General features: G+C 56.9%; 21 protein-coding genes. 2 read left to right on the forward strand and 19 right to left on the reverse strand.

The window, feature by feature from the left end:
• Positions 1-24: 24 nt before the first annotated feature.
• The 6 genes from ACYX4K_RS08355 to ffh all read right to left on the reverse strand — a co-directional run bounded on the left by ACYX4K_RS08355 (position 25) and on the right by ffh (position 4,763).
• Positions 25-780, reverse strand: a complete 756-nt coding sequence (locus ACYX4K_RS08355; RefSeq protein ID WP_475092576.1) for a DsbC family protein — start codon at positions 778-780, stop codon at positions 25-27.
• Between the two features lie 290 nt (positions 781-1,070).
• On the reverse strand, positions 1,071-1,424 hold the full coding sequence (gene rplS / locus ACYX4K_RS08360) for a 50S ribosomal protein L19 (protein ID WP_475092575.1): 354 nt from the start codon (positions 1,422-1,424) through the stop codon (positions 1,071-1,073).
• Positions 1,425-1,502: 78 nt separating this feature from the next.
• Positions 1,503-2,270: a tRNA (guanosine(37)-N1)-methyltransferase TrmD gene (gene trmD / locus ACYX4K_RS08365; protein WP_475092574.1), complete on the reverse strand. Its 768-nt coding sequence runs from the start codon at positions 2,268-2,270 to the stop codon at positions 1,503-1,505.
• Positions 2,270-2,824, reverse strand: coding sequence for a ribosome maturation factor RimM (gene rimM / locus ACYX4K_RS08370; protein ID WP_475092573.1), 555 nt, complete (start codon positions 2,822-2,824; stop codon positions 2,270-2,272). Before rimM ends, trmD begins: the two co-directional genes overlap by 1 nt.
• Before the next feature lie 39 nt (positions 2,825-2,863).
• Complete coding sequence (gene rpsP / locus ACYX4K_RS08375) at positions 2,864-3,103, reverse strand: 30S ribosomal protein S16 (protein WP_043315722.1); 240 nt, start codon at positions 3,101-3,103, stop codon at positions 2,864-2,866.
• A 232-nt stretch (positions 3,104-3,335) separates the two neighbouring features.
• Positions 3,336-4,763, reverse strand: a complete 1,428-nt coding sequence (gene ffh, locus ACYX4K_RS08380; RefSeq protein WP_475092572.1) for a signal recognition particle protein — start codon at positions 4,761-4,763, stop codon at positions 3,336-3,338.
• A gap of 174 nt (positions 4,764-4,937) precedes the next feature.
• On the opposite strand from ffh, the gene ACYX4K_RS08385 reads away from it, so the two are divergent.
• Both ACYX4K_RS08385 and ACYX4K_RS08390 read left to right on the forward strand, forming a co-directional pair.
• Positions 4,938-5,741 (forward strand): cytochrome C assembly family protein, encoded by an 804-nt coding sequence (locus tag ACYX4K_RS08385; protein ID WP_476178818.1) that lies wholly within the window; start codon positions 4,938-4,940, stop codon positions 5,739-5,741.
• Between the two features lie 104 nt (positions 5,742-5,845).
• A complete protein-coding gene (locus ACYX4K_RS08390) occupies positions 5,846-7,114 on the forward strand; it encodes an HlyC/CorC family transporter (protein WP_475092570.1) in 1,269 nt (422 codons plus the stop codon).
• 16 nt (positions 7,115-7,130) lie between these two features.
• Here ACYX4K_RS08390 and rnhB read toward each other — a convergent pair whose 3' ends face one another.
• The 13 genes from rnhB to pyrH form a co-directional block, all read right to left on the reverse strand.
• Complete coding sequence (rnhB, locus tag ACYX4K_RS08395) at positions 7,131-7,742, reverse strand: ribonuclease HII (RefSeq protein WP_475092569.1); 612 nt, start codon at positions 7,740-7,742, stop codon at positions 7,131-7,133.
• A gap of 59 nt (positions 7,743-7,801) precedes the next feature.
• On the reverse strand, positions 7,802-8,974 hold the full coding sequence (gene lpxB / locus ACYX4K_RS08400) for a lipid-A-disaccharide synthase (protein ID WP_475092568.1): 1,173 nt from the start codon (positions 8,972-8,974) through the stop codon (positions 7,802-7,804).
• On the reverse strand, positions 8,971-9,750 hold the full coding sequence (gene lpxA, locus ACYX4K_RS08405; protein ID WP_475092567.1) for an acyl-ACP--UDP-N-acetylglucosamine O-acyltransferase: 780 nt from the start codon (positions 9,748-9,750) through the stop codon (positions 8,971-8,973). The genes lpxB and lpxA overlap by 4 nt, the downstream gene beginning before the upstream one ends.
• Positions 9,751-9,921: 171 nt before the next feature.
• Complete coding sequence (gene fabZ / locus ACYX4K_RS08410; protein WP_475092566.1) at positions 9,922-10,359, reverse strand: 3-hydroxyacyl-ACP dehydratase FabZ; 438 nt, start codon at positions 10,357-10,359, stop codon at positions 9,922-9,924.
• A gap of 103 nt (positions 10,360-10,462) precedes the next feature.
• Positions 10,463-11,506 carry a UDP-3-O-(3-hydroxymyristoyl)glucosamine N-acyltransferase gene (gene lpxD, locus ACYX4K_RS08415; protein WP_476178819.1) on the reverse strand — a complete coding sequence of 348 codons (1,044 nt, stop codon included), beginning with the start codon at positions 11,504-11,506 and terminating at the stop codon, positions 10,463-10,465.
• A 19-nt stretch (positions 11,507-11,525) separates the two neighbouring features.
• On the reverse strand, positions 11,526-12,041 hold the full coding sequence (locus ACYX4K_RS08420; protein WP_043315699.1) for an OmpH/Skp family outer membrane protein: 516 nt from the start codon (positions 12,039-12,041) through the stop codon (positions 11,526-11,528).
• 133 nt (positions 12,042-12,174) lie between these two features.
• On the reverse strand, positions 12,175-14,748 hold the full coding sequence (bamA, locus tag ACYX4K_RS08425) for an outer membrane protein assembly factor BamA (protein WP_475092564.1): 2,574 nt from the start codon (positions 14,746-14,748) through the stop codon (positions 12,175-12,177).
• 187 nt (positions 14,749-14,935) lie between these two features.
• Positions 14,936-16,294 (reverse strand): RIP metalloprotease RseP, encoded by a 1,359-nt coding sequence (rseP, locus tag ACYX4K_RS08430; protein WP_475092563.1) that lies wholly within the window; start codon positions 16,292-16,294, stop codon positions 14,936-14,938.
• 9 nt (positions 16,295-16,303) lie between these two features.
• Positions 16,304-17,554, reverse strand: coding sequence for a 1-deoxy-D-xylulose-5-phosphate reductoisomerase (gene ispC / locus ACYX4K_RS08435; protein WP_475092562.1), 1,251 nt, complete (start codon positions 17,552-17,554; stop codon positions 16,304-16,306).
• 40 nt (positions 17,555-17,594) lie between these two features.
• Positions 17,595-18,440, reverse strand: a complete 846-nt coding sequence (locus ACYX4K_RS08440; protein ID WP_475092561.1) for a phosphatidate cytidylyltransferase — start codon at positions 18,438-18,440, stop codon at positions 17,595-17,597.
• Positions 18,441-18,514: 74 nt separating this feature from the next.
• A complete protein-coding gene (gene uppS, locus ACYX4K_RS08445; RefSeq protein ID WP_475092560.1) occupies positions 18,515-19,276 on the reverse strand; it encodes a polyprenyl diphosphate synthase in 762 nt (253 codons plus the stop codon).
• Entirely contained in the window at positions 19,276-19,833 is a 558-nt protein-coding gene (gene frr, locus ACYX4K_RS08450) for a ribosome recycling factor (protein ID WP_475092559.1), read from the reverse strand. The genes uppS and frr overlap by 1 nt, the downstream gene beginning before the upstream one ends.
• A complete protein-coding gene (gene pyrH / locus ACYX4K_RS08455; protein ID WP_043315683.1) occupies positions 19,826-20,566 on the reverse strand; it encodes a UMP kinase in 741 nt (246 codons plus the stop codon). Before pyrH ends, frr begins: the two co-directional genes overlap by 8 nt.
• Positions 20,567-20,784: the final 218 nt, after the last annotated feature.

A 20,784-nucleotide genomic window follows, 5' to 3' on the forward strand; every position in this document is an offset into this window, starting at 1 on the left:
GCGCAACCGAATGAAGTATCCGGCTTAGATTCCCAGCGCTTTGGCCAGGGTCTCCGGGGGCACATAGCCCGGCACCACGGTACCGTCTTCCATCACGATAGTGGGCGTACCGCGCACATCGATCGCCTCGTTACCCAGCTTGTACTGAGCCGCCACCGGGTTGTCGTTACACACCTTCAGAGGCACATTCTTGCGGTTTTTGAGATCGGTCAGTGTCTTGTTGGGGTCATCCGCACACCAGGCAGTCGCCACCTTGCGGTAACCCACCGAGTTCAGGCCGGCGCGAGGGAATGCCAGATAGCGCACTTCGATACCGCGGCGATTCAGTTCGGGCACGTCGTCGTGCAACTTGCGACAGTAGCCACAGTCAACATCTGTGAATACATAGACGTGGGCTTTGGTCTCTCCTTTTGGCGAGAAGACGATCATGTCGTCCAGCTTCTGCTCGTCCATCACTTTTGCGCGGTTCTTGCCGCGGCGCTGCTCGGAGAGATTGACCACTCGCTGTGGGGTCACCTCAAACAGGTCCCCCGCAATAAAGTGACCACCATCTTTGGATACAAACAGCACATTACCGCCACTGATGTCCACTTCATACATGCCCGGCATGGCACTTTCACGCACCTCACCAAAGCTCGCATTGGGGTTACTCGCCGTCAGCTTGGCCTTGATCTGTTTCGCCACAGCCTCATCGACGGCAACGGCAGGCTGCCCCATCAGCAGCGCAGCGGTAGCTGCCAGCGCAGTGAGCGGCTTGAGAGACTTGGCTAGAAAATTCATCTTGGGAGTTACTCCGGTGTTATTCGTCACTGTTGACCCATGAAAGACCTTACTCAGACCATACCCGCGGGTGCCGGTTCCAGCCCAGTATGGCATCCGACAGGATGCTCGGGATGGCATTGGCGCACGTTTGACGCGTTTTACTACACAATCAGCGCAAACGCTAATCCCAGACACCAAACGTCGCGCGAATATCCCATCACCCTTGTGACGTATCACGCACCGCAAGGCCAAACCGCAGACATAAAAAAACCGGAGCCAGGCTCCGGTTTTTTTTGAACAAGTAAAGCTTACTTGGCCAGCTTCTCTTTGATTCGAGCCGCTTTACCAGTCAGGCTGCGCAGGTAGTACAGCTTGGCCTGGCGAACGTCACCACGACGCTTCACAGCGATGCTGTCAACCAGCGGGCTGTGGGTCTGGAAGGTACGCTCAACGCCAACACCGTGGGAAATTTTACGCACGGTAAAGGAGGAGTTCAGGCCGCGGTTACGCTTGCCAATTACAACACCTTCAAACGCCTGCAGACGCTCGCGGTTACCTTCTTTTACTTTTACCTGAACAACGATGGTGTCGCCCGGGGCAAAAGCCGGCAATTCCGCTTTCAACTGTTCAGTTTCCAGCTGCTGAATGATTTTGTTGGTCATTTGGAGTTCTCCAAAAGGGTTTTATGTAGCCTCTCGGCTAGATGGCCGAATTACTCTCGCCTCACGGCGAATTCGACGTTATTTCTGCTCTCCGGATTCAGTCTCCTGCAGGAACTCGTCCAACAGCTTCGCCTGCTCCGGGGACAGCGCCAGCGATTCCAGCAGATCCGGGCGGCGCTGCTGCGTCCGGCCCAGGGCCTGCCTGAGGCGCCAGCGGCGAATCTTCTCGTGGTTACCGGAAAGCAATACCTCCGGCACCGTCATGCCCGCAAATTCTTCCGGGCGAGTGTAGTGCGGGCAATCCAACAGTCCCTGGGCGAAGGAGTCCTCCACCGCAGACAAGTTGTGTCCGAGCGCACCGGGGATCAGACGGGTTACCGCATCCACCAGTACCATGGCAGCAAGTTCGCCACCACTCAGCACGTAATCGCCTATCGACCACTCTTCATCGATCAGGGTATCGACGATACGCTCGTCAATTCCCTCGTAACGGCCCGCCAGCAATACCAGATTGCCACTGCCGGAGAGCTGCTCAACGCCCTGCTGATCCAACTGCCGCCCCTGAGGGGACAGGTAGATAGATTTTGCGGGGCCAGTTTCCTCCGCCCAGTTACGCGCCTCCTTCAAGGCTTGGGAAAGAGGCTCTGCCAGCATCACCATGCCGGGGCCACCGCCGTAAGGGCGGTCGTCCACGGTGCGGTGGCGGTCACTGGTGAAATCCCGGGGATTCCAGCAGCGCACTTCCAGCAAACCGTCTTTCACTGCCCGGCCACTGATACCGTAGTCGGTCAGTGCCGCGAACATCTCTGGAAAGATGCTCACCAGCGCAATGCGCTTGGCAGCCATCAGAACTCCGGATCCCAATCGACCGTGATCACACCAGTAGTGAGATCCACATTGGTGATGAATTCACCGGGAAGGTACGGAATCAGGCGCTCACGCCCGTCGCTCCCCCCACGCACCACCATCACATCGTTGGCACCGGTTTCCATCAGTCGCACCACTTCCCCGAAGGGAGTCTCACGACCTTCAAACACACTCACCACCTGCAGGCCCTGCAGCTGATGCCAGTAGTACTCACCCTCTTCCAGCTGGGGCATTTCACCACCGATAACGGCGATGTCCCGCTGGCAAAGCTGCGCGGCGATATCCCGATCGTCCACATCCTTGATATGGATGATCAAGCCCTTGCCGTGATGCTTACCAGCATCAATCTCCAGGGGCTGCCACTGGGGATCACCCTTAGCGGCGGGATTGTGCAGCCACCACTGGGAGTACTGCAGTATGTTTTCCATCGGTTCGGTATAGGAATGCACCTTTACCCAACCGCGTACGCCATACACCGAGGTAATGCGCCCCACCGTGACCAACGCTTCGCTAGTTACCGAACTTTCAGTCACAGGGACACCCCGGAATACAGCCAATCAGGGATCGAAGAATCAGGCAGATTCTTTCATCAGCTTGCTGACGCGATCAGACAGTTGCGCGCCCTGGCCTACCCAGAACTCAACGCGATCACGGTCGATGCGCAGACGCTCTTCCTGACCACGTGCAACCGGGTTGAAGAAGCCAACACGCTCAATGAAACGACCGTCGCGGGATTTGCGGCTGTCGGTCACAGTCAGGTGATAAAACGGGCGCTTCTTCGCACCGCCACGAGCCAAACGAATGGTTACCATGTAGCTATCCTGTAGTTTCAACACTAACCGGTCAGGGATTATGACCGGAACATCCCGCCTCTCGGCGGTATTTCAGAAACCGCCGAGGCGGAAATCTGCTTTTAAATCAATGTTCAACAAGCCGGAGCTCGCTGAAAGGCGGCGTATTCTAATGTACGCAACCGGGTTTGTATAGCAGCGAATCCGCCGCCAGCGGTAACAGGCACCACAGGCCCTGCCGCACCCTCCCGAATCACTTTTTCTTGAAGCCCGGGGGCAGGCCGCCGGGCATTCCGCCCATGCCACCCATACCGGCGCCACCCATGCCGCCACCGCCCATTCCAGGCATGCCGCCGAGACCGCGCATCATCTTGCTCATGCCGCCGCCCTTCAGTTTCTTCATCATCTTACCCATCTGCTTGTGCTGCTTGAGCAGGCGGTTCAGATCCTGAATCTGGGTGCCGGAACCGGCGGTGATCCGGCGCTTGCGGGAGCCGCTGAGAATATCGGGGTTGCGGCGCTCATCCGGCGTCATGGAGCCGATGATGGCGTCCATACGACGGAACTCTTTCCCCATATCCGCCTGTTGCGCCGCCTGGGCGAGACCGCCCATACCGGGCATCTTGTCCATCAGAGCACCCAGACCGCCCATGTTCTGCATCTGCTGCAGCTGGTCGCGCAGGTCTTCCAGATCGAAGCCCTTGCCCTTCTGGACTTTCTTGACGAGCTTTTCGGCCTTCGACTTGTCGATGGTCTGCTCGGCCTGCTCGATCAGGGACAGGATGTCACCCATACCGAGGATACGAGAGGCGATACGGTCCGGATGGAAGGTTTCCAGGGCGTCGGTCTTCTCACCCACACCAATGAATTTGATCGGCTTGCCGGTCACATGGCGCACGGACAGTGCGGCACCGCCGCGGGCGTCACCGTCGGCCTTGGTCAGCACGACACCGGTCAGCGGCAGGGCGTCATTAAAGGCGCTGGCGGTATTCACCGCGTCCTGACCGATCATGGCATCGATGACGAACAGGGTCTCTGCGGGGCCGAGGAACTCGTGCAGCTCACGAATCTCACCCATCAACTCCTCATCCACGTGCAGGCGACCGGCGGTATCCACGATCAGCACGTCAGCAAACTGCTTACGCGCCGCATCCATCGCCTGACGGGCAATATCTACAGGTTTCTGATCAGCCTCGGAAGGCTGGAACAGCGCACCCACTTCACCCGCGAGGGTTTCCAGCTGCTTGATGGCCGCTGGGCGGTACACGTCCGCACTGACCACCATCACCTTCTTTTTCTCACGCTCCTGCAGGTACTTGGCGAGTTTGGCCACACTGGTGGTCTTACCCGCACCCTGCAGACCCGCCATAAGGATTACCGCCGGCGGCTGCACCGCCAGGTTCAGCGGCGTGGCCGCCTCACCCATTACCTTGACCAGCTCATCCTGTACGATTTTGACGAACTGCTGACCGGGGTTGAGCGCCTTGCTGACTTTCTGCCCAACGGCCGCGGTACGGACCTGCTGTACAAACGCCTTGACCACAGGCAGCGCCACGTCTGCCTCAAGCAGCGCCTTGCGCACCTCACGCAGGGTGTCGCGGATGTTGTCATCCGTCAGGCGGGCCTTACCTGTGACTTTTTTCAGTGCCGACGATAATCGGTCGCTCAGGTTATCGAACATATCACCTTCTCAAATCGTAAAAGCCGGGCTGGGGACTTTGCTTTCATCCGCGCCGAAAACGGCAGCCACCCCAAAAACGCGGCAGTATAGCCCAGCCGGGCTTTCCAGCACAGGCGCGCTGTGACACACTGCCCGCCCAGACAAATAATGAAACTGCAAGACGGACACACCCCAATGGCGGCATTCGCCCACTGGATGGCAATCGCGCTTTATATCGCCACTACAGGTGTAGCGGTGGCCACCCTGTCTCGCCAATCACAGGCTAAAAGACAGCCCCTGCTGCTGGGCCTGTTTGCGTGCGCGCTGCTGGCGCACGCAATTTCCCTGAAATTTACGCTCGTGACCGTGAGCGGCTTTCGCTTCGACCTGCTTGCCGTCATATCCATGATCACCTGGTCTGTAGGGCTACTACTTCTCTGCCTATCCCTGCGGCACAAGCTGACACTACTCATTCTCGCCATTGCACCACTGGCTGCCCTGGCAGAATTGTTCGCGGCACACGGATGGGGAGGCACCCCACCGCCCACCCAGATTTCTCCCGGTATTGCCGCACACGCGTTTTTCTCCATTGCCGCTTACTCACTGCTGACCTTGGCCACACTGCAGGCCATCTACCTGTACTGGCTCAACCAGCAGCTGCACAATCACCGCCCGGGCGGTATCAGCCGCCTGCTACCTCCACTACAGACAATGGAAAGCCTGCTGTTTGGCCTGGTAGCATTCGGCCAGTTACTGCTCACTGCGGCGCTGATTACCGGCACCCTGTTTGTGGACGACCTGTTTGCACAGCACCTGGTGCATAAAACCGCCCTGTCGATTCTCGCCTGGATTCTCTACAGCATTCTGCTGTGGGGCCACTGGAAAAAAGGCTGGCGTGGCAACACCGCTGTGCGCTGGACCCTGTCCGCTTTTGCGATCCTGATGCTGGCATTTTTCGGTAGTAAACTGGCGCTGGAAGTCATCCTTCCCCAGCAGTAAATCACTACCGCAATCACCGGGCTGAGCCGCAACAGAATAACGAAAGTTGCGAGCTCAGCCGTTCTGATCCAATATCGCCCTATCCCAATAGAAAGAGCTCTCCCTTGAACGATCTGCCGCCCGGCCTACTCTTTGCACTGATAGGCCTGCTGATAGTTATTTCCGCGTTTTTCTCCAGCTCCGAAACCAGCATGATGGCGCTGAATCGCTACCGCCTGCGCCACCAGGCCAAAACCGGCCACCGTGGCGCCAAGCGGGCCATGGAGTTGCTCGCGCGCCCGGACAAGCTGATCGGTGTCATTCTGATTGGCAACAACATCGTCAATATTCTGGCCTCGGTCATCGCCGGCGCCGTATTTACCAGGCTCTACGGCGAAGCCGGAGTCTGGTACGCAACTGCAGCCCTCACCCTGGTTGTACTGATTTTTGCAGAAATCACCCCGAAAACCATTGCCGCACTGCACCCGGAAAAAATCGCCTTTCCCGCCAGTGTCGTGCTGCGCCCACTCCTGTGGCTGCTGACCCCTTTTGTAAAACTCATCGGGGGCGTCTCCAATGGACTCGCCCGCCTGGTGGGCGTGGAAGCCGACAAGGAAGCCGAGGCGGAACACCTGGCACCTGAGGAGCTGCGCTCGGTGGTATTTGAGTCCGGCGCCCTGCTCCCCACCAAGCACAAAGGGATGCTGCTGAACGTACTGGATCTGGATCAGGCCACCGTGGAAGACATCATGATTCCCCGCAATGAGGTGATTGGTGTCGACCTGGACAATGATGCCGAGGCCATCCTCCAGCAACTGGCAGAAAGCAGTTACACCCGACTGCCGGTCTATCGCGGCGACATCAACCATGTAGTGGGCATATTGCACCTGCGCCGCGCGGCGCAGATCCTGCGCGATGGACCGGACACGCTGACTGCGGAATCCCTGAAATCGCACCTGAACGAACCCTACTTCGTCCCGGAAGCCACCCCGCTACCCACCCTACTGATGAACTTCCAGCAGAAGAAGCGACGCATGGGACTGGTGGTGGACGAGTACGGTGAGGTCATGGGCATTGTGACCCTGGAAGACCTGCTGGAAGAAATTGTCGGCGACTTTACCGCAAGCCAGGTACCCAGTGACGACGAAGAAATCATCGAACAGGGCAACGGCTGGTATCTGGTGGACGGCGGCACGTCGATTCGCGAGATTAACCGCACCCTGCACTGGGACCTGCCCACCGACGGTCCGAAAACCTTCAACGGCCTGATCATGGAACACCTGGAAAGCATCCCGGAGGGTAACATCAGCTTGTATATTCAGGATTACCTGATCGAGATTGTGGAAGTCTCCGACAAGATGATCACCAGTGCACGGGTGAAAAAAGCGGGCTAACCCAGCCCGCCCCGCGTCAAATCAGATCCAACTGACGCTTTACCGGCGCAAAACTCTTGCGGTGTACCGGCGTTGCACCCAGACGCGCCAGCGCCTCCATATGAACCTTGGTGGGGTAGCCCTTGTGCCCCGCCAGGCCATATCCCGGGTAGACAGCATCCAGCGCTACCATCTCTCGATCTCGAGTAACTTTCGCCAGAATAGAAGCCGCCGCGATAGCCGCAACCCGATCATCCCCTTTCACTACCGTATCGCAATCGTACTGCCACTGCGGTTTGCGATTGCCATCCACAAGCACAAATTCGGGCTGCACCGACAACTGCTCGACCGCACGCTTCATGGCCAGCAGGCTCGCGTGGAGAATATTCAGGTGGTCAATTTCCTCCACCGTGGCGCGCGCAATGGCAAAGCTCTTCGCCTTCTCCTGAATCTCATCAAACAGGAGCTCGCGCTTTTTTTCACTGAGTTTTTTTGAATCTGCCAAACCCACGATCGGATTCTCCGGGTCGAGAATAACCGCAGCCGCCACGACATCACCGGCCAATGGGCCGCGACCAACTTCATCGACACCCGCAAGCAAAGAACCGGTGTAGGAGCAGATATAGGGAGGCAAAGATGACTTGGGCATAGAAAAGACAAATAGAATTCACAAAGGAAATAGGCAAGAGGAGATGTAAGGAAACGAACTTATTTGCCCAGCAGCGCACAGACCGCATCTGCGGCTTTCTCCGATGCGTTGCGGCGCAGCTCCTGGTGCATCTCACTAAACTCTCGACGCAACTGGTCACCCAGCAGCGGGTCGTGAAAATAGTTCAGTAGCGCGGCACCCAGTGCCTCGGGAGTAGCATCGTCCTGCAGGATTTCCGGCACCAGCTCTTTTTGGGCGAGCAGGTTCGGCAGCGACACCCAAGGCGTGTGCAGCATGCGCGAGAAAATCGCATAGGACAGTGCCGCCATTTTGTACGCCACGACCATGGGCTTGTTCATCAACATGGTTTCCAGGGTCGCAGTACCGGACGCGATCAATACCGCATCTGCTGCCGCAAGTGCCTGCTGGGAATTGCCATCCAGAACCGTCAGCGACAGCTCCTGCAGAGCGGGGAACTGCGCGAGCTGCTGCTCCAGTTGCTCGCGACGTTGAGGGCTGGCGGCGGGCAATACAAACTTGAGTCCCGGCCGGCGCTGCTGACACCAGAGAGCGGCCTGCATGAACAACGGCCCGAGCAAACGCACCTCACCGCCGCGACTGCCTGGCAGAAGCGCCACCACCTCATCCTGCTCAGAGAACCCCAACGCGCGGCGAGCCTCCGCCACATTCACATCCAGTGGGATTTCATCTGCCAACGGATGGCCGACAAAGGTCACAGGCACCTGGTGCTCACGATAAAAATCCGCCTCGAACGGCAACAGCGTCAGCATATGATCTACGGCCCGGGCAATCTTCTTGATTCGACCGCGGCGCCAAGCCCAGACCGACGGACTCACATAGTGCACCGTCGGGATTCCCGAAGAACGCAGAGCTTCTTCCAGCCCGAGATTAAAATCCGGGGAGTCGATACCGATAAAAATATCCGGAGGATTGGCAATAAAATGTTCGCGCAGGGTGCGGCGAATTTTTAACAGCTCAGGCAGTCGCTTGAGCGGCTCCACCAACCCCATGACTGAGAGGCGCTCCATCGGAAACAGGGATTCAGCGCCCAACGCGAGCATGCGTGGTCCGGCAATGCCGACCACTTCCACGGACGAAAATCGCTTTTGCAGCGCCTGAATCAGGCCGGCCCCAAGAATGTCTCCAGAAGCCTCGCCGGCGAGCATACCGACCCGCAGGGGATTGCTGTTAACGGGGGAGGCAGCACTCAACGGACAATCCCGCGGGAAGAGTTTTTCAGGGAGTCAATCCAGGGTTGAATGACTGCAGACTCCTGGCGCATCTGCGCCAGGGATTCCAGCGCCTCTTCGGTCGTCAGCCCGCGCCGATAAACCACCTTGTAGGCTTTATTGATCAGTGCGATTTCATCGCGGGAAAACCCCCGACGGCGCAATCCTTCCGCATTGATCGTCTTGGCTTCCGCCGGATTACCGGTGACCATCACGTACGCGGGTACATCCTTTCCAATACCAGAGCCCATACCGGTAAACGCATGCTCACCGATTGTGCAGTGCTGATGCACCAGGGTATAGCCACTGAGAATGGCCCAGTCGCGCACATACACGTGCCCTGCCAGCGCGACATTGTTCACCAGAATGGTGTGATTACCGATCACGCTGTCATGGCCGATATGGGCATAGGCCATCAGCAGGTTGTCATTACCAATCGTGGTCTCACCACGGTCCTGCACCGTACCGCGATGGATGGTGACGCCTTCGCGAATGACATTATTGTCACCAATCACCAGCGTGGTGGGCTCACCCTGATACTTCTTATCCGGGGTATCCTGACCAACCGTGGCGAACTGGTAAATATGGTTGTTGTTGCCGAGCTTGGTGGGCCCGCTCACAACCACGTGGGAAGCGATCTGGCAGCCGTCACCAATTTCCACATCGGGCCCCACAATACTGTACGGGCCAATTTGCACCCCTTCGCCGATGGTTGCCGACGGGTCGACAATAGCGGTCGGATGAATACTGGTCTGCATTTTGTGGCTTTCTCCTCACCGGCTCGATAATGCATCGGCTGGCGGCAGCGAGGACTCCCTCGCCATGGCGCCAGAAACGACGACGATACTTTACCCGTGAATGGCGAATATAAAAATCAATTTGGTCACAATGAATTGCACAAGCCGCCCTTACAGGCGCACCCTGTGCAATCAGATTTTTTTCACCGCACAAAGGATATCGGCGGAGGCAGCGAGATTGCCGTCTACCGTTGCCTTGCCAGCGAATTTCCAGATGCCGCGGCGCTCGGAAACCACTTCCGCTTCCAGCTGCAGACAATCACCGGGCACCACCTGGCGCTTGAAGCGCACATTGTCGATACCCGCAAACAGGTACAGGTAGCCATCTTCCGGTTTTTGCCCAAGGGTTTTGAAGCCGAGAATTCCCGAAACCTGCGCCAGCGCTTCCACGATCATTACACCCGGAAAGATCGGCACTTCCGGAAAGTGGCCGTTGAACACCTCCTCATTGATCGAGATATTCTTATAGCCCTTGATCGACTTCCCCTCTTCCAGCTCAACAACCCGGTCCACCAAGAGGAAAGGATAGCGGTGTGGAAGGTATTGACGAATTTCCTGTACGTCCATCATGACGATTTGTCCCCAGAAACCACTTCGGGGCGCCGTACGCCCCGAAACTACGATTAAATCTTGTAACTACAACTGGTGAAGCAGGTATAGCTTAATTCGGCGCTTACTCCTGCTGCTTGAGTGCCACTTCCAGCGCTTTCAGGCGACGCGCCATCAGATCCAGCTGCCCGTAGCGCACGGCATTACGACGCCAGCTACGACTATCCATAAAAGGAACGCCGCTGGAGTAAGAGCCGGCCTCTTCAATGGATTTTGTAACCAGGGTACGCGCAGTGACGTGGCTGCGATCTGCAATGGTGACATGGCCAACGATCCCGGCCCCACCTGCAATGGTGCAATGCTTGCCGATAACCGCACTACCGGCCACCGCAGAGCAGGCAGCCATGGCTGAGTAGTCACCAATCTGCACATTGTGCGCGATTTGCACCATGTTGTCGATCTTCACCCCGCGGCCGATTACTGTGTTACCCAGGGCACCGCGGTCAATACAGGTACAGGAACCTATCTCGACTTCATCGGCAATTTCCACACCGCCTAATTGATGGATTTTGGTCCACTGCCCCTGAGCCGGCGCAAAACCGAAACCGTCCGCACCAATAACCGTATTACTGTGCACGGTGCAATCAGCGCCGATAGAGCAGCCGTGATAAACCACCACATTGGGAAACAATCGCGTGCGAGCGCCAATTTCACTACCCTCACCGACCACGCTCCCAGGGCCAATAACGGCACCCTGACCGATTCTCGCATGCGCTTCCACCACGACGCCCGGGCCAATACTGGCATCCGCAGCTACCTCTGCGCTGTCATGAATTATGGCTGAGGGATCAATTCCTGCCGCCGGGGTAGGCGTACGATCATAAATCGCAGTGGCCCGGGCAAACGCCAGGTAGGGGTTGGGCACAATCAATGTAGTGCCCGGACAGGACTCCACATCGTCGGCAGAAACCAGTACTGCACAGGCATTGGTGGTGGCGAGAAAACGGCGGTAGTTGGCACTGGCGAGAAAGCTGACTTCACTTTTCGCCGCATCCTGTAATGTATTGAGGCCAGTCGGCACCTGATCGCCGCTGGCCCCAGCCGCCAGGCGCAATTCCGCGCCCAGTTCGTCAGCCAACTGCGCCAGCGTTGGCTGAGCGTTTTTCATCATTGCTTTACTGTCGAAGTTACTTGGCAGCGTTGAGGCGCTTAACCAGCTCTTCGGTCAGATTGGCAGTTTTGCCAGCGTAAACCGCAGCACTGGCATCCAGTACCAGATCCAACTTCTGCTCCTTGATCACTTCCTCCAGAGCCGCTTTGGCTTTCGGCAGCAGGTCTTTCTGCAGATCCTGCACTGCCTGACCTTCCATCGCACGCAGCTTTTTCACCGTGGTTTCGAAGTCAGAACGCTTGAAGTTGATCTTGCGCTGCTGCTCGGCTTTCTTCTCTTCAGACCAGGTTACGCCATTCTTTTGCGCGTCTTCAGCCATTTTCTGAACTTCTGCACGAATACTTTCGGCGCTGTTTTGCAGCTGGGAGTACTCGGAGCTGGTCTTCAGGGCATTGATCTTGGAGGTCGCCTTCTCAGTGCTCATGATCGCAGCCTGGATATTCACCACGGCTACCTTTGACTGTGCGCTCGCGGTTCCCGCAAAAAGCAGGCCAGCCAGCAGAATCGCACTCACTTTTACAAATTTGAACACTTTTTATTCTCCGTATTTCTGTAAATTTGCGGCCACTTCCACAGTGGCCCTTTTCAATGAGAAGTCATCTGGAAGGCCACCGCTTACCGCTCAGGAGTGAACCCTAAACAGTTGCGGCGGCAATTTCCAGTGGTCAGAAGCTATTACCCAATGAGAACTGGAATACTTCGATCTCGTCGTCTTCGTTTTCTTGCAGAGCTTTGGACAAGCTGAAGGTGAGCGGACCAAAGCCGGTAATCCAGGTCAGACCGATACCTGCAGACACATTGATATGGTCAACGTCGATATCGTAACAGTTGAGCTGAGAAACACCGCAGTTGGTACTGAATACATTACCCGCGTCGATAAAGAACGCGGACTGCATGGAGCGCTGATCCTTCACGAACGGAATCGGGAAAATGATTTCGGCACTGCCCTCCACAAGAATGTTGCCGCCGAAAGGGTCTGGACGGCGATTGCTCACCGGAGTCGTTTCCAGCTCACCGGTTGCGTCGTCCAGCACATAACAGAATTCGGTTACATCACCCTCTGCATCAACCGCACAAGGTGCTGTTCGGTAATTCACGGCAGGTGTTGAACGCGGCCCGAGTGTGTTGCGCTCAAAGCCGCGCACAGAACCAAAACCACCACCGTAGAAATTTTCAAAGAACGGCAGCTCATCGGTTTCGCCGTAGCCTTCGGCGTAGCCCAATCGCGTACGCAGACGCAGCGTCAGGTCTTTGGTAAGCGGGCGGAAATACTGTCCGGTATAAATAAACTTGTAATACTCGAGGTCTCCGCCAGGAAGCGCTATTTCTATGGAAGCGCGCTGGGACGCACCGCGGGTTGCGAGAATACCCCGATTCAGTGTTGAGCGTGCGTAGGACGTCGTCAGGGACCAGGAATCAAACTCATCGCCATACAGATCAACGAAGCCATCCGGGTTAGTGTTCAGAAGACCGGTATCCACCGGCATACTCAGATCCAGCGCAATGCCGTCTTCGACGGCCATCTCGAGCTCTTCGAGAATATCCGCCTCATCATCGGAATTGATCTCACCGTTTACCCCATTGATCGGCACAGGGCTGTCTTTGATTTCCTGCACGGAACTGCTGTGGGTGCTCAACTCCAGGTGATTGAAGCCGATATTCAGGCCGATACGAGAAATCTCAGAAATCGGGTAACCGAAGCTCAAACCCGCACCATAAGTGGTGGTGTTATAGCTGGACAGGTTGATCTCAGAGTAATCGCGTTCCTGATAGAACACGTTGAAACCACGACTGACACCGTCTGGCGTGAAATACGGGTCGGTATAGGAGAAGTTAAGTACCGTCTGATAGGTCGAGGTGTTTACCGCAAAACCAACAGATTTACCGGTACCCAGCCAGTTGTTTTCCTGCACATTAGCGCCGAGCACCAGGCCGCTGCCCTGCGCGTAACCCACAGTACCGCCGATGGTACCGGAAGGCTGCTCTTCTACTGTGTATTCGACATCGATCTGGTCGGACGTGCCCGGTACCTCGGTGGTTTCCACCTGCACTTCCTTAAAATACCCCAGGCGCTCAAGACGAACCTTGGACTGCTCGATACGGGCAGAAGAGGCGGAAGCGGATTCCATCTGGCGCATCTCACGGCGCAACACGTCGTCAGACGTACGAGTATTGCCACGGAAGTTGATACGACGTACATAGGCGCGCTTACCCGGATCAATAAAGAAGGTGACCTTTACGGTTTTATCATCTTCATTGGCTTCCGGAATTCCATTCACCTCGGCAAAGGTATAACCCTCATTACCCAGGCGTTTGGTAATGTAGTCGGAAGTAGTGGTCATCAGTACCTGAGAGAAGGTCTGCCCTTTACGCACCAGCAGCAGGCGGCGAATTTCTTCCTCGGACACCACCGGATCGCCGGCAAGCTCAACTTCGGAAACAGAATAGACATCACCTTCAGTGATATTCACCGTGATGAATACACTTTGTTTATCCGGGCTCAAAGATACCTGAGTGGAATCAATTTTGAATTCCAGGTAACCGCGGTCAAGATAGTAGGACTCTAGGCGCTCCAGGTCGCCGGTGAGCTTTTCACGGTTGTATTTGTCGTCGCTATTGAGCCAGGACAACCAGCCAGTGGTCTGCAGCTCAAAGATCTCACCTAGCTCGTCATCGGAAAACGCCTGGTTGCCGACGATATTGATATGTTTGATGGCAGCAACAGAGCCTTCATCCACCACCACCTTCAGCTCCACCTGGTTGCGTGGCAGCTCTTTCACTTCGGTGGTAACACTGGCGCCATAGCGGCCCTGCGCCACATACTGACGCTGCAGCTCCTGCGCCAGACCTTCGAGGGTCGCGCGCTTGAAGATTTGACCTTCGGCCAGACCGTTGTCGTTCATGCCCTTGAGCAGGTCTTCGGTCTTGATGGCTTTGTTGCCGGTGATCTCAATTTTGGAAATGGCCGGGCGCTCGCGCACGGTGATGACGAGCACACCGCTCTCGCGTCCAATCTGAATATCCTGAAAGTAACCGGTACGAAACAGCGCACGAGTAGCGCTCTGGATTTCGACACTCTCAATCTGGTCACCGACCCGAACAGGCAAAGCGGCAAAAACAGTACCGGCGGAAACACGTTGCAACCCCTCAACGCGAATATCGTTGACTACAAACGACTGGGCGTAAGCAGCAATGGGCAGTGCAAGGCCGAGACTCGCCGCCTTCAGGAAATCTTTCATCTACTAATTCCGAGTGTTTATTCGCAATTCCATAAGGGCAAAATTGCCCGATACATCAGAGGCCGCGCCTCTCGCATGATCCGATTGCATCATCAGATCAACTGGCGCCCGTCCCTCCTACTTTCGCCCTAAATGGGAAGCCCCACCAAGAACACAGAATAGGACAGAGGTCACCGGCAAAAATTCATTAGAGACGCAGAATATCGTTATACAACGCCAGCGCCATGATCCCCAAAACCATCGCCATCCCCACCTGCAAGCCGATCATCTGCACCTTTTCCGACACCGGGGAGCCTTTGATCGCTTCAATACCGTAGTAGAGGAGATGGCCGCCGTCGAGCACGGGAATCGGCAAGAGATTCAACACTCCCAGACTAATACTCAGGAGTGCCAGCAAAGACAGGAATGACTGCCAACCTGCGTCTGCCGAAGTGCCGGCAACTTTAGCAATGGTGATAGGGCCACTCAAGTTACGGGTTGAGATCTCGCCAAACAGCAGTTTTTTCAAACTGTTCAGGGTAAATACCGTCTTGCTCCAGGTCTCTTCCAACCCCTTATTGAACGCGCCCAGCACGCCATAGTGATAGCGCCGCACCTTGTCCTCTGGCCAGGATGCAGCCACCGGCAACACGCCGATACGGCCAATTTTTTCACCGCTATCGAGGCTCACCAGCTCCGGCGTTATGGTAACCACCTGCTCACTATCGTCGCGCAGCACGGTAACCTGCACACTCTGCTCCGGATGGGCCTTGATATAACTGGTCCACTGATCCCAATCACTGTAATCGCGCCCATCGGTAGCGATGATTTCATCGCCCTCTTGCAGGCCACCTTTCTCTGCGGGGCTTCCGCCCACTACCTGCGCCAGGCGCATACTGATGCTGGGAATCCACAGTTTGACGCCGATCTCGTCCAGCGGGTCCGGCACTTCCTGCCCTGCCAGCCATCGATCGATGTCCGCATACATGTGATATTCGAGGGTGGAATCGGGGTAGCGCACGGAAAACTTAATATGCCCCGTGTCGCCGAGACGATTCGCCAGGCGCCAGTTGAGCGCCTGCCAGGTGGGTGTGGGGTGGTCATCGATGGCAATGATTTCCTGGCCGGATTCCAGGCCTGCGTACGCTGCGATACTGCGGGGCTCGACCTGATCCACTATGGGTACAGGGCCGGAAGTCCCCCCCATAAAAACGCCCCAGAAAAGCGCTATGGCCAGCAAGAAGTTGAACACGGGACCTGCGGCGGCAATCGCCATCCGCTGCCAGACATTTTTGCGGTTGAAAGTCCGATCGAGATCCTCCGGCGCTACGGTACCTTCACGCTCGTCGAGGAACTTGACGTAACCGCCCAGTGGAATCGCCGACACGGTAAATTCAGTGCCATGGCGATCGTAACGGGAAAACAGGCGTTTGCCGAAGCCTACGGAGAAACGCAGCACTTTGACACCACACCAGCGCGCCACAATGAAGTGGCCAAACTCGTGGAAGCTTACCAGTACGCCAAGGGCAACGAGCGCCCAGGCAGCAGTCTGTAGAAAATCTAACATGGGGTCAGTTTACATTGATCTCGTTTGCGGCCGCTGCCCGTTGGTATTATCACCGTCGACGCTGTGGACGCCGCACAGCTCGCTCAGCACCTCATGAGCTCGCGCACGCGCTTCCCGATCAGCCAGTTCGACTGTACCCAGATCCGTCAGTTCAACCATTTTGGTAGAATTCATGACCTTTTCGATCAAGTCAGCGATTCCGGTGAACGGGAGCGTCCCTTCGAGAAACGCCTCCACCGCCACCTCATTCGCCGCGTTGAGCACGGTTGGCGCGCTGCCACCCTGCTCCATTGCTTCCCGCGCCAGACGGAGGCAGGGGAATCGCGCCTCATCCGGCGCCTCAAAGTCCAGGCGTCCGGCAGAAATCAGATCCAGCGCACCTACACCACTGTCAATACGCTGGGGAAACGCCAGGGCATGTGCAATGGGTGTACGCATATCGGGTTCCCCCATCTGCGCCAACAGGGAACCATCCCGATATTGCACCATGGAGTGCACGATGCTTTGCGGGTGTACCACCACCTGAATATCGGCAGGTTCCGCGTGAAAAAGGTAGCAGGCCTCAATGAATTCCAGCCCCTTGTTCATCATGGTGGCGGAATCCACCGAAATTTTGCGTCCCATGGACCAGTTGGGGTGGTTACAGGCCTCATCTGGCGTAACCTGGTGCAAACTCTCAGGGTCTGCGGTGCGGAAAGGCCCGCCCGAGCCTGTCAGCAAAATACGCTCCACACCGGCATCTGCCAGGCTATCGCACGGATACGGCAGACACTGAAAAATCGCGTTGTGCTCGCTATCGATCGGCAACAGTGAGGCGTCACTTTCCGCCAGAGCCGACATAAACAGCGGCCCGGCCATCACCAGCGACTCTTTATTCGCCAGCAGCACCTTTTTCCCTGCCTGCACGGCCGCCAGTGTCGGCTGCAATCCGGCCCCGCCTACAATCGCAGCCATAACTATGGCCACCTGTGGGTCAGATGCCACCTGGCATAAACCTTCCACACCACTCAGCACTTGCGTGGAGAGCCCTTCTTCAGCGAACTCGCCACGAAGTCGCAGCGCTTTCCCCTCGTCCAATACTACGGCATAGCGTGGATTAAACCGGCGGCACTGCTGTGCCAGCTCGGCCACGCGGTCGCGCGCAGTCAGGGCAAAAACAGAATAATCCTGAGGGTGACGGGCAAGCACATCCAGCGTACTCACCCCGATGGAACCGGTGGACCCGAGCACACAGACAGGTTGTGGGGTCGTGGTTTGCATGAATTCGAAATACCTCTGCGCCCAAATCAACTATCGAAGATTACAGATATTTGGGCAGTTCGCTGGCAAGCGCCGCCATGGTAAACACGGGCAGCGCTGCAGTAAGACTATCCAGGCGATCCAGAATACCGCCGTGTCCCGGCAGGATTCGGCTGCTGTCCTTGATCCCCCGATGGCGCTTGAACATACTTTCCACAAGATCACCAATCACGGATGCCAGTGCGGTCACCAGCACGCCGATAGTGAAAAGCACCGTATTTTTGGTGGGCAGATCAAACGCCACGGACACGCCCAGCGCCAGAACCAGACAGGCTGCGAGACCGCCGAAAAAGCCCTCCCAGGATTTTCCGGGGCTCACTTCCCGCGCCAGCTTGTGTTTGCCGAACTTGCGCCCCACAAAGTAGGCACCCACGTCGGCAGCCACGACCACCGCAACCACAAACAGCACCAGCCAGGCACCGTGATCCTGCCCCTGCAGAATAACGACGGACAACCACGCTGGAACCAGAACCACCAGACCGATCAACCCGCGCGCCCACCGATTCCCCCACAACATGGCACTGGCGGGGTACCCCTGCACCCATAGAAAGGCCAGCGCCCACCAACCGCAGGCAACCGCCAGTATCTGACGTGCGCGATCGGTATCGGGGGTTGAGAAATCAAAACTGAAAACATAGTGGGCCGTGGCGATCAATGCACAACCCAGTGCGGCGAGAAAAACAAAGCGCAGGGCACGGTTCAGATTGGAGAGGTTGGCCCATTCCCAGCCACCCAGCAGAATGACCCCGGCGATCACAATGGAGAACCATTGCAGGGGCACAAAAAACAGCAACCCCAGGAAAAGAGCAACCAACACCAGCGCGGTAATTATTCTTTGTTTTAGCACCGTTAAACCCTTAAAAACCTTTAACTATTATCAATCGGTAATCCGTGCTCGTCAGCCTGGCAGATCCGGTTCTGTCAGGCTTGAGCCCCCAGGCCATCCTCGCCGCGCCCACCGTAACGACGGTCCCGCAGTCGAAATGCCTCCAGCGCAAGATCCAGCGCTGGCACGTCGAAATCCGGCCACAGCGTATCGGTGAAATAGAACTCGCTGTACGCCGCCTGCCAAAGCACGAAATTACTGATTCGCTGCTCCCCACTGGAGCGAATCAGCAGATCCACCGGCGGCAGGTCCGCCAGCTGGATGTGCGCGCCCAAAGATTCCTCGTCGATGGAATCGGCAGAGCGTTGACCGCTAGCGACCTCTTCAGCCAGCGTACGCGCGGCCTGGGCGATATCCCACTGGCCACCGTAATCGGCAGCGATCACCAGAGTGCCATTTTGGCCATCGCAGGTGATGGATTCCGCTTCCACAATCGCCCGCTGCACCCGCGGTGAAAAGCGGTCGCGCCGCCCAATCACACGCAATTGCACACCCTGCTCCTGCATACGCCGGGCCTCCCGGCGCAGATAGGAGTGGAACAGGGTCATCAGCAGCTCTACCTCCTTGGGCGGACGCTGCCAGTTCTCACTGGAAAATGCGAACAGGGTAAGCACCTCGATCTGGCGCTCTTTACACGCTTCGATCAGATCGCGGATCCGCTCAACGCCCGCCTTGTGCCCGGCGGACGGTGACAGCCCGCGACGCGCAGCCCAGCGGCCATTCCCATCCATGATGATGGCAACATGTCGCGGTCCCGCCTGCTTGAGTGCTGTCACACCAGTACCGCCAGAAGACATCAGATTTCCATCAGGTCTTTTTCTTTTGCCGCCAGTGCCTTTTCCACCTCGGCAATATATTTATCGGTCAGTTTCTGGATCTCGTCCGCTGCACGACGCTCGTCGTCCTCGGAGATTTCCTTATCCTTAACCAGCGCCTTCACTTCGGCCAGGGCATCGCGACGATTGTTGCGGATGGAGACCCGCGCGCTTTCCGCTTCGCCTTTGGCCTGCTTGATAAAGTTCTTACGGGTTTCCTCGGTCAGCATCGGCATCGGGATACGGATTACCGCACCGGCGGTGCTGGGGTTGAGGCCCAGATCGGACTTCATAATGGCCTTTTCGATTTCCGGCACCAGGTTCTTTTCCCAGGGAGTAACAGACAAGGTACGCGCATCTTCTACGGTCACGTTGGCCACCTGAGACAGCGGCGTGTCGGAGCCGTAATAGGACACCTGGATACCGTCCAGAATGCTCGGGTGGGCGCGGCCGGTACGAATTTTATTGAAGTTGGTACCCAGCGCATCGATGGCTTTACCCATGCGCGTTTCGGCCTGTTTCTTGATATCGTTAATCACGATTCACTTCCTCTTCGATCAGTGTGCCCTCTTCACCACCCACAACAATATTGAGCAGTGCGCCGGTCTTATCCATGCGGAACACCCGCACAGGCATATTGTGTTCGCGGCAGAGGCAGATTGCGGTTAGATCCATTACCCCGAGTTTCTTGTCCAGAACCTCGTCGTAAGTAAGTTGGTCGTAGCGGGTGGCGTCGGGCACCAGTTTCGGGTCCGCAGAGTAGACGCCGTCCACCTTGGTGGCTTTGAGCACCATTTCCGCCTCAATCTCGATACCGCGCAGACAGGCAGCGGAATCGGTGGTAAAGAAGGGGTTACCTGTGCCGGCGGCAAAAATCAGCACTTCGCCACGCTCCAGGTACCGGATGGCGGCGCGGCGGTCGTAGTGGTCCACGATACCGCTCATCTGAATGGCCGACATAACGCGGGAAGATATATTGGAGCGCTCCAGGGCATCGCGCAGAGCCAGGGCGTTCATCACGGTGGCCAGCATGCCCATGTGGTCGCCGGTTACCCGGTCGAGGCCTGCAGCGTTCAACGCGGCACCGCGGAACAAATTGCCGCCACCGACCACCAGACCAACCTGGACACCAATACCCACCAGCTGGCCGATCTCAAGGGCCATTTTGTCGAGCACTTTGGGGCTGATACCAAACCCCTGTTCGCCCATCAGCTCTTCTCCGCTGAGCTTTAACAGGATTCGCTTGTACTTGCGGTCTTTAATACCTGGCATCCCTTGTTCCTCAACTGTTACGGGCTAAATTCTCTGTTGAGACGCAACCGCAGTTCCGGGTCGCGCCCGCCGAACATTACAACAAATTCGGCGCTTTACCTATGGCTATACCGATCTGGCCTGGTTCAAAGTGCGGGATAGCCTCACCCGCCACCAATTTCGCTCAAATATCGAGCAGAAACCCTTAGTGGTCCAGATACAACAGCGGGGCGCCCCGG

It is taken from the genome of Microbulbifer sp. ABF4_107 (assembly GCF_056312215.1).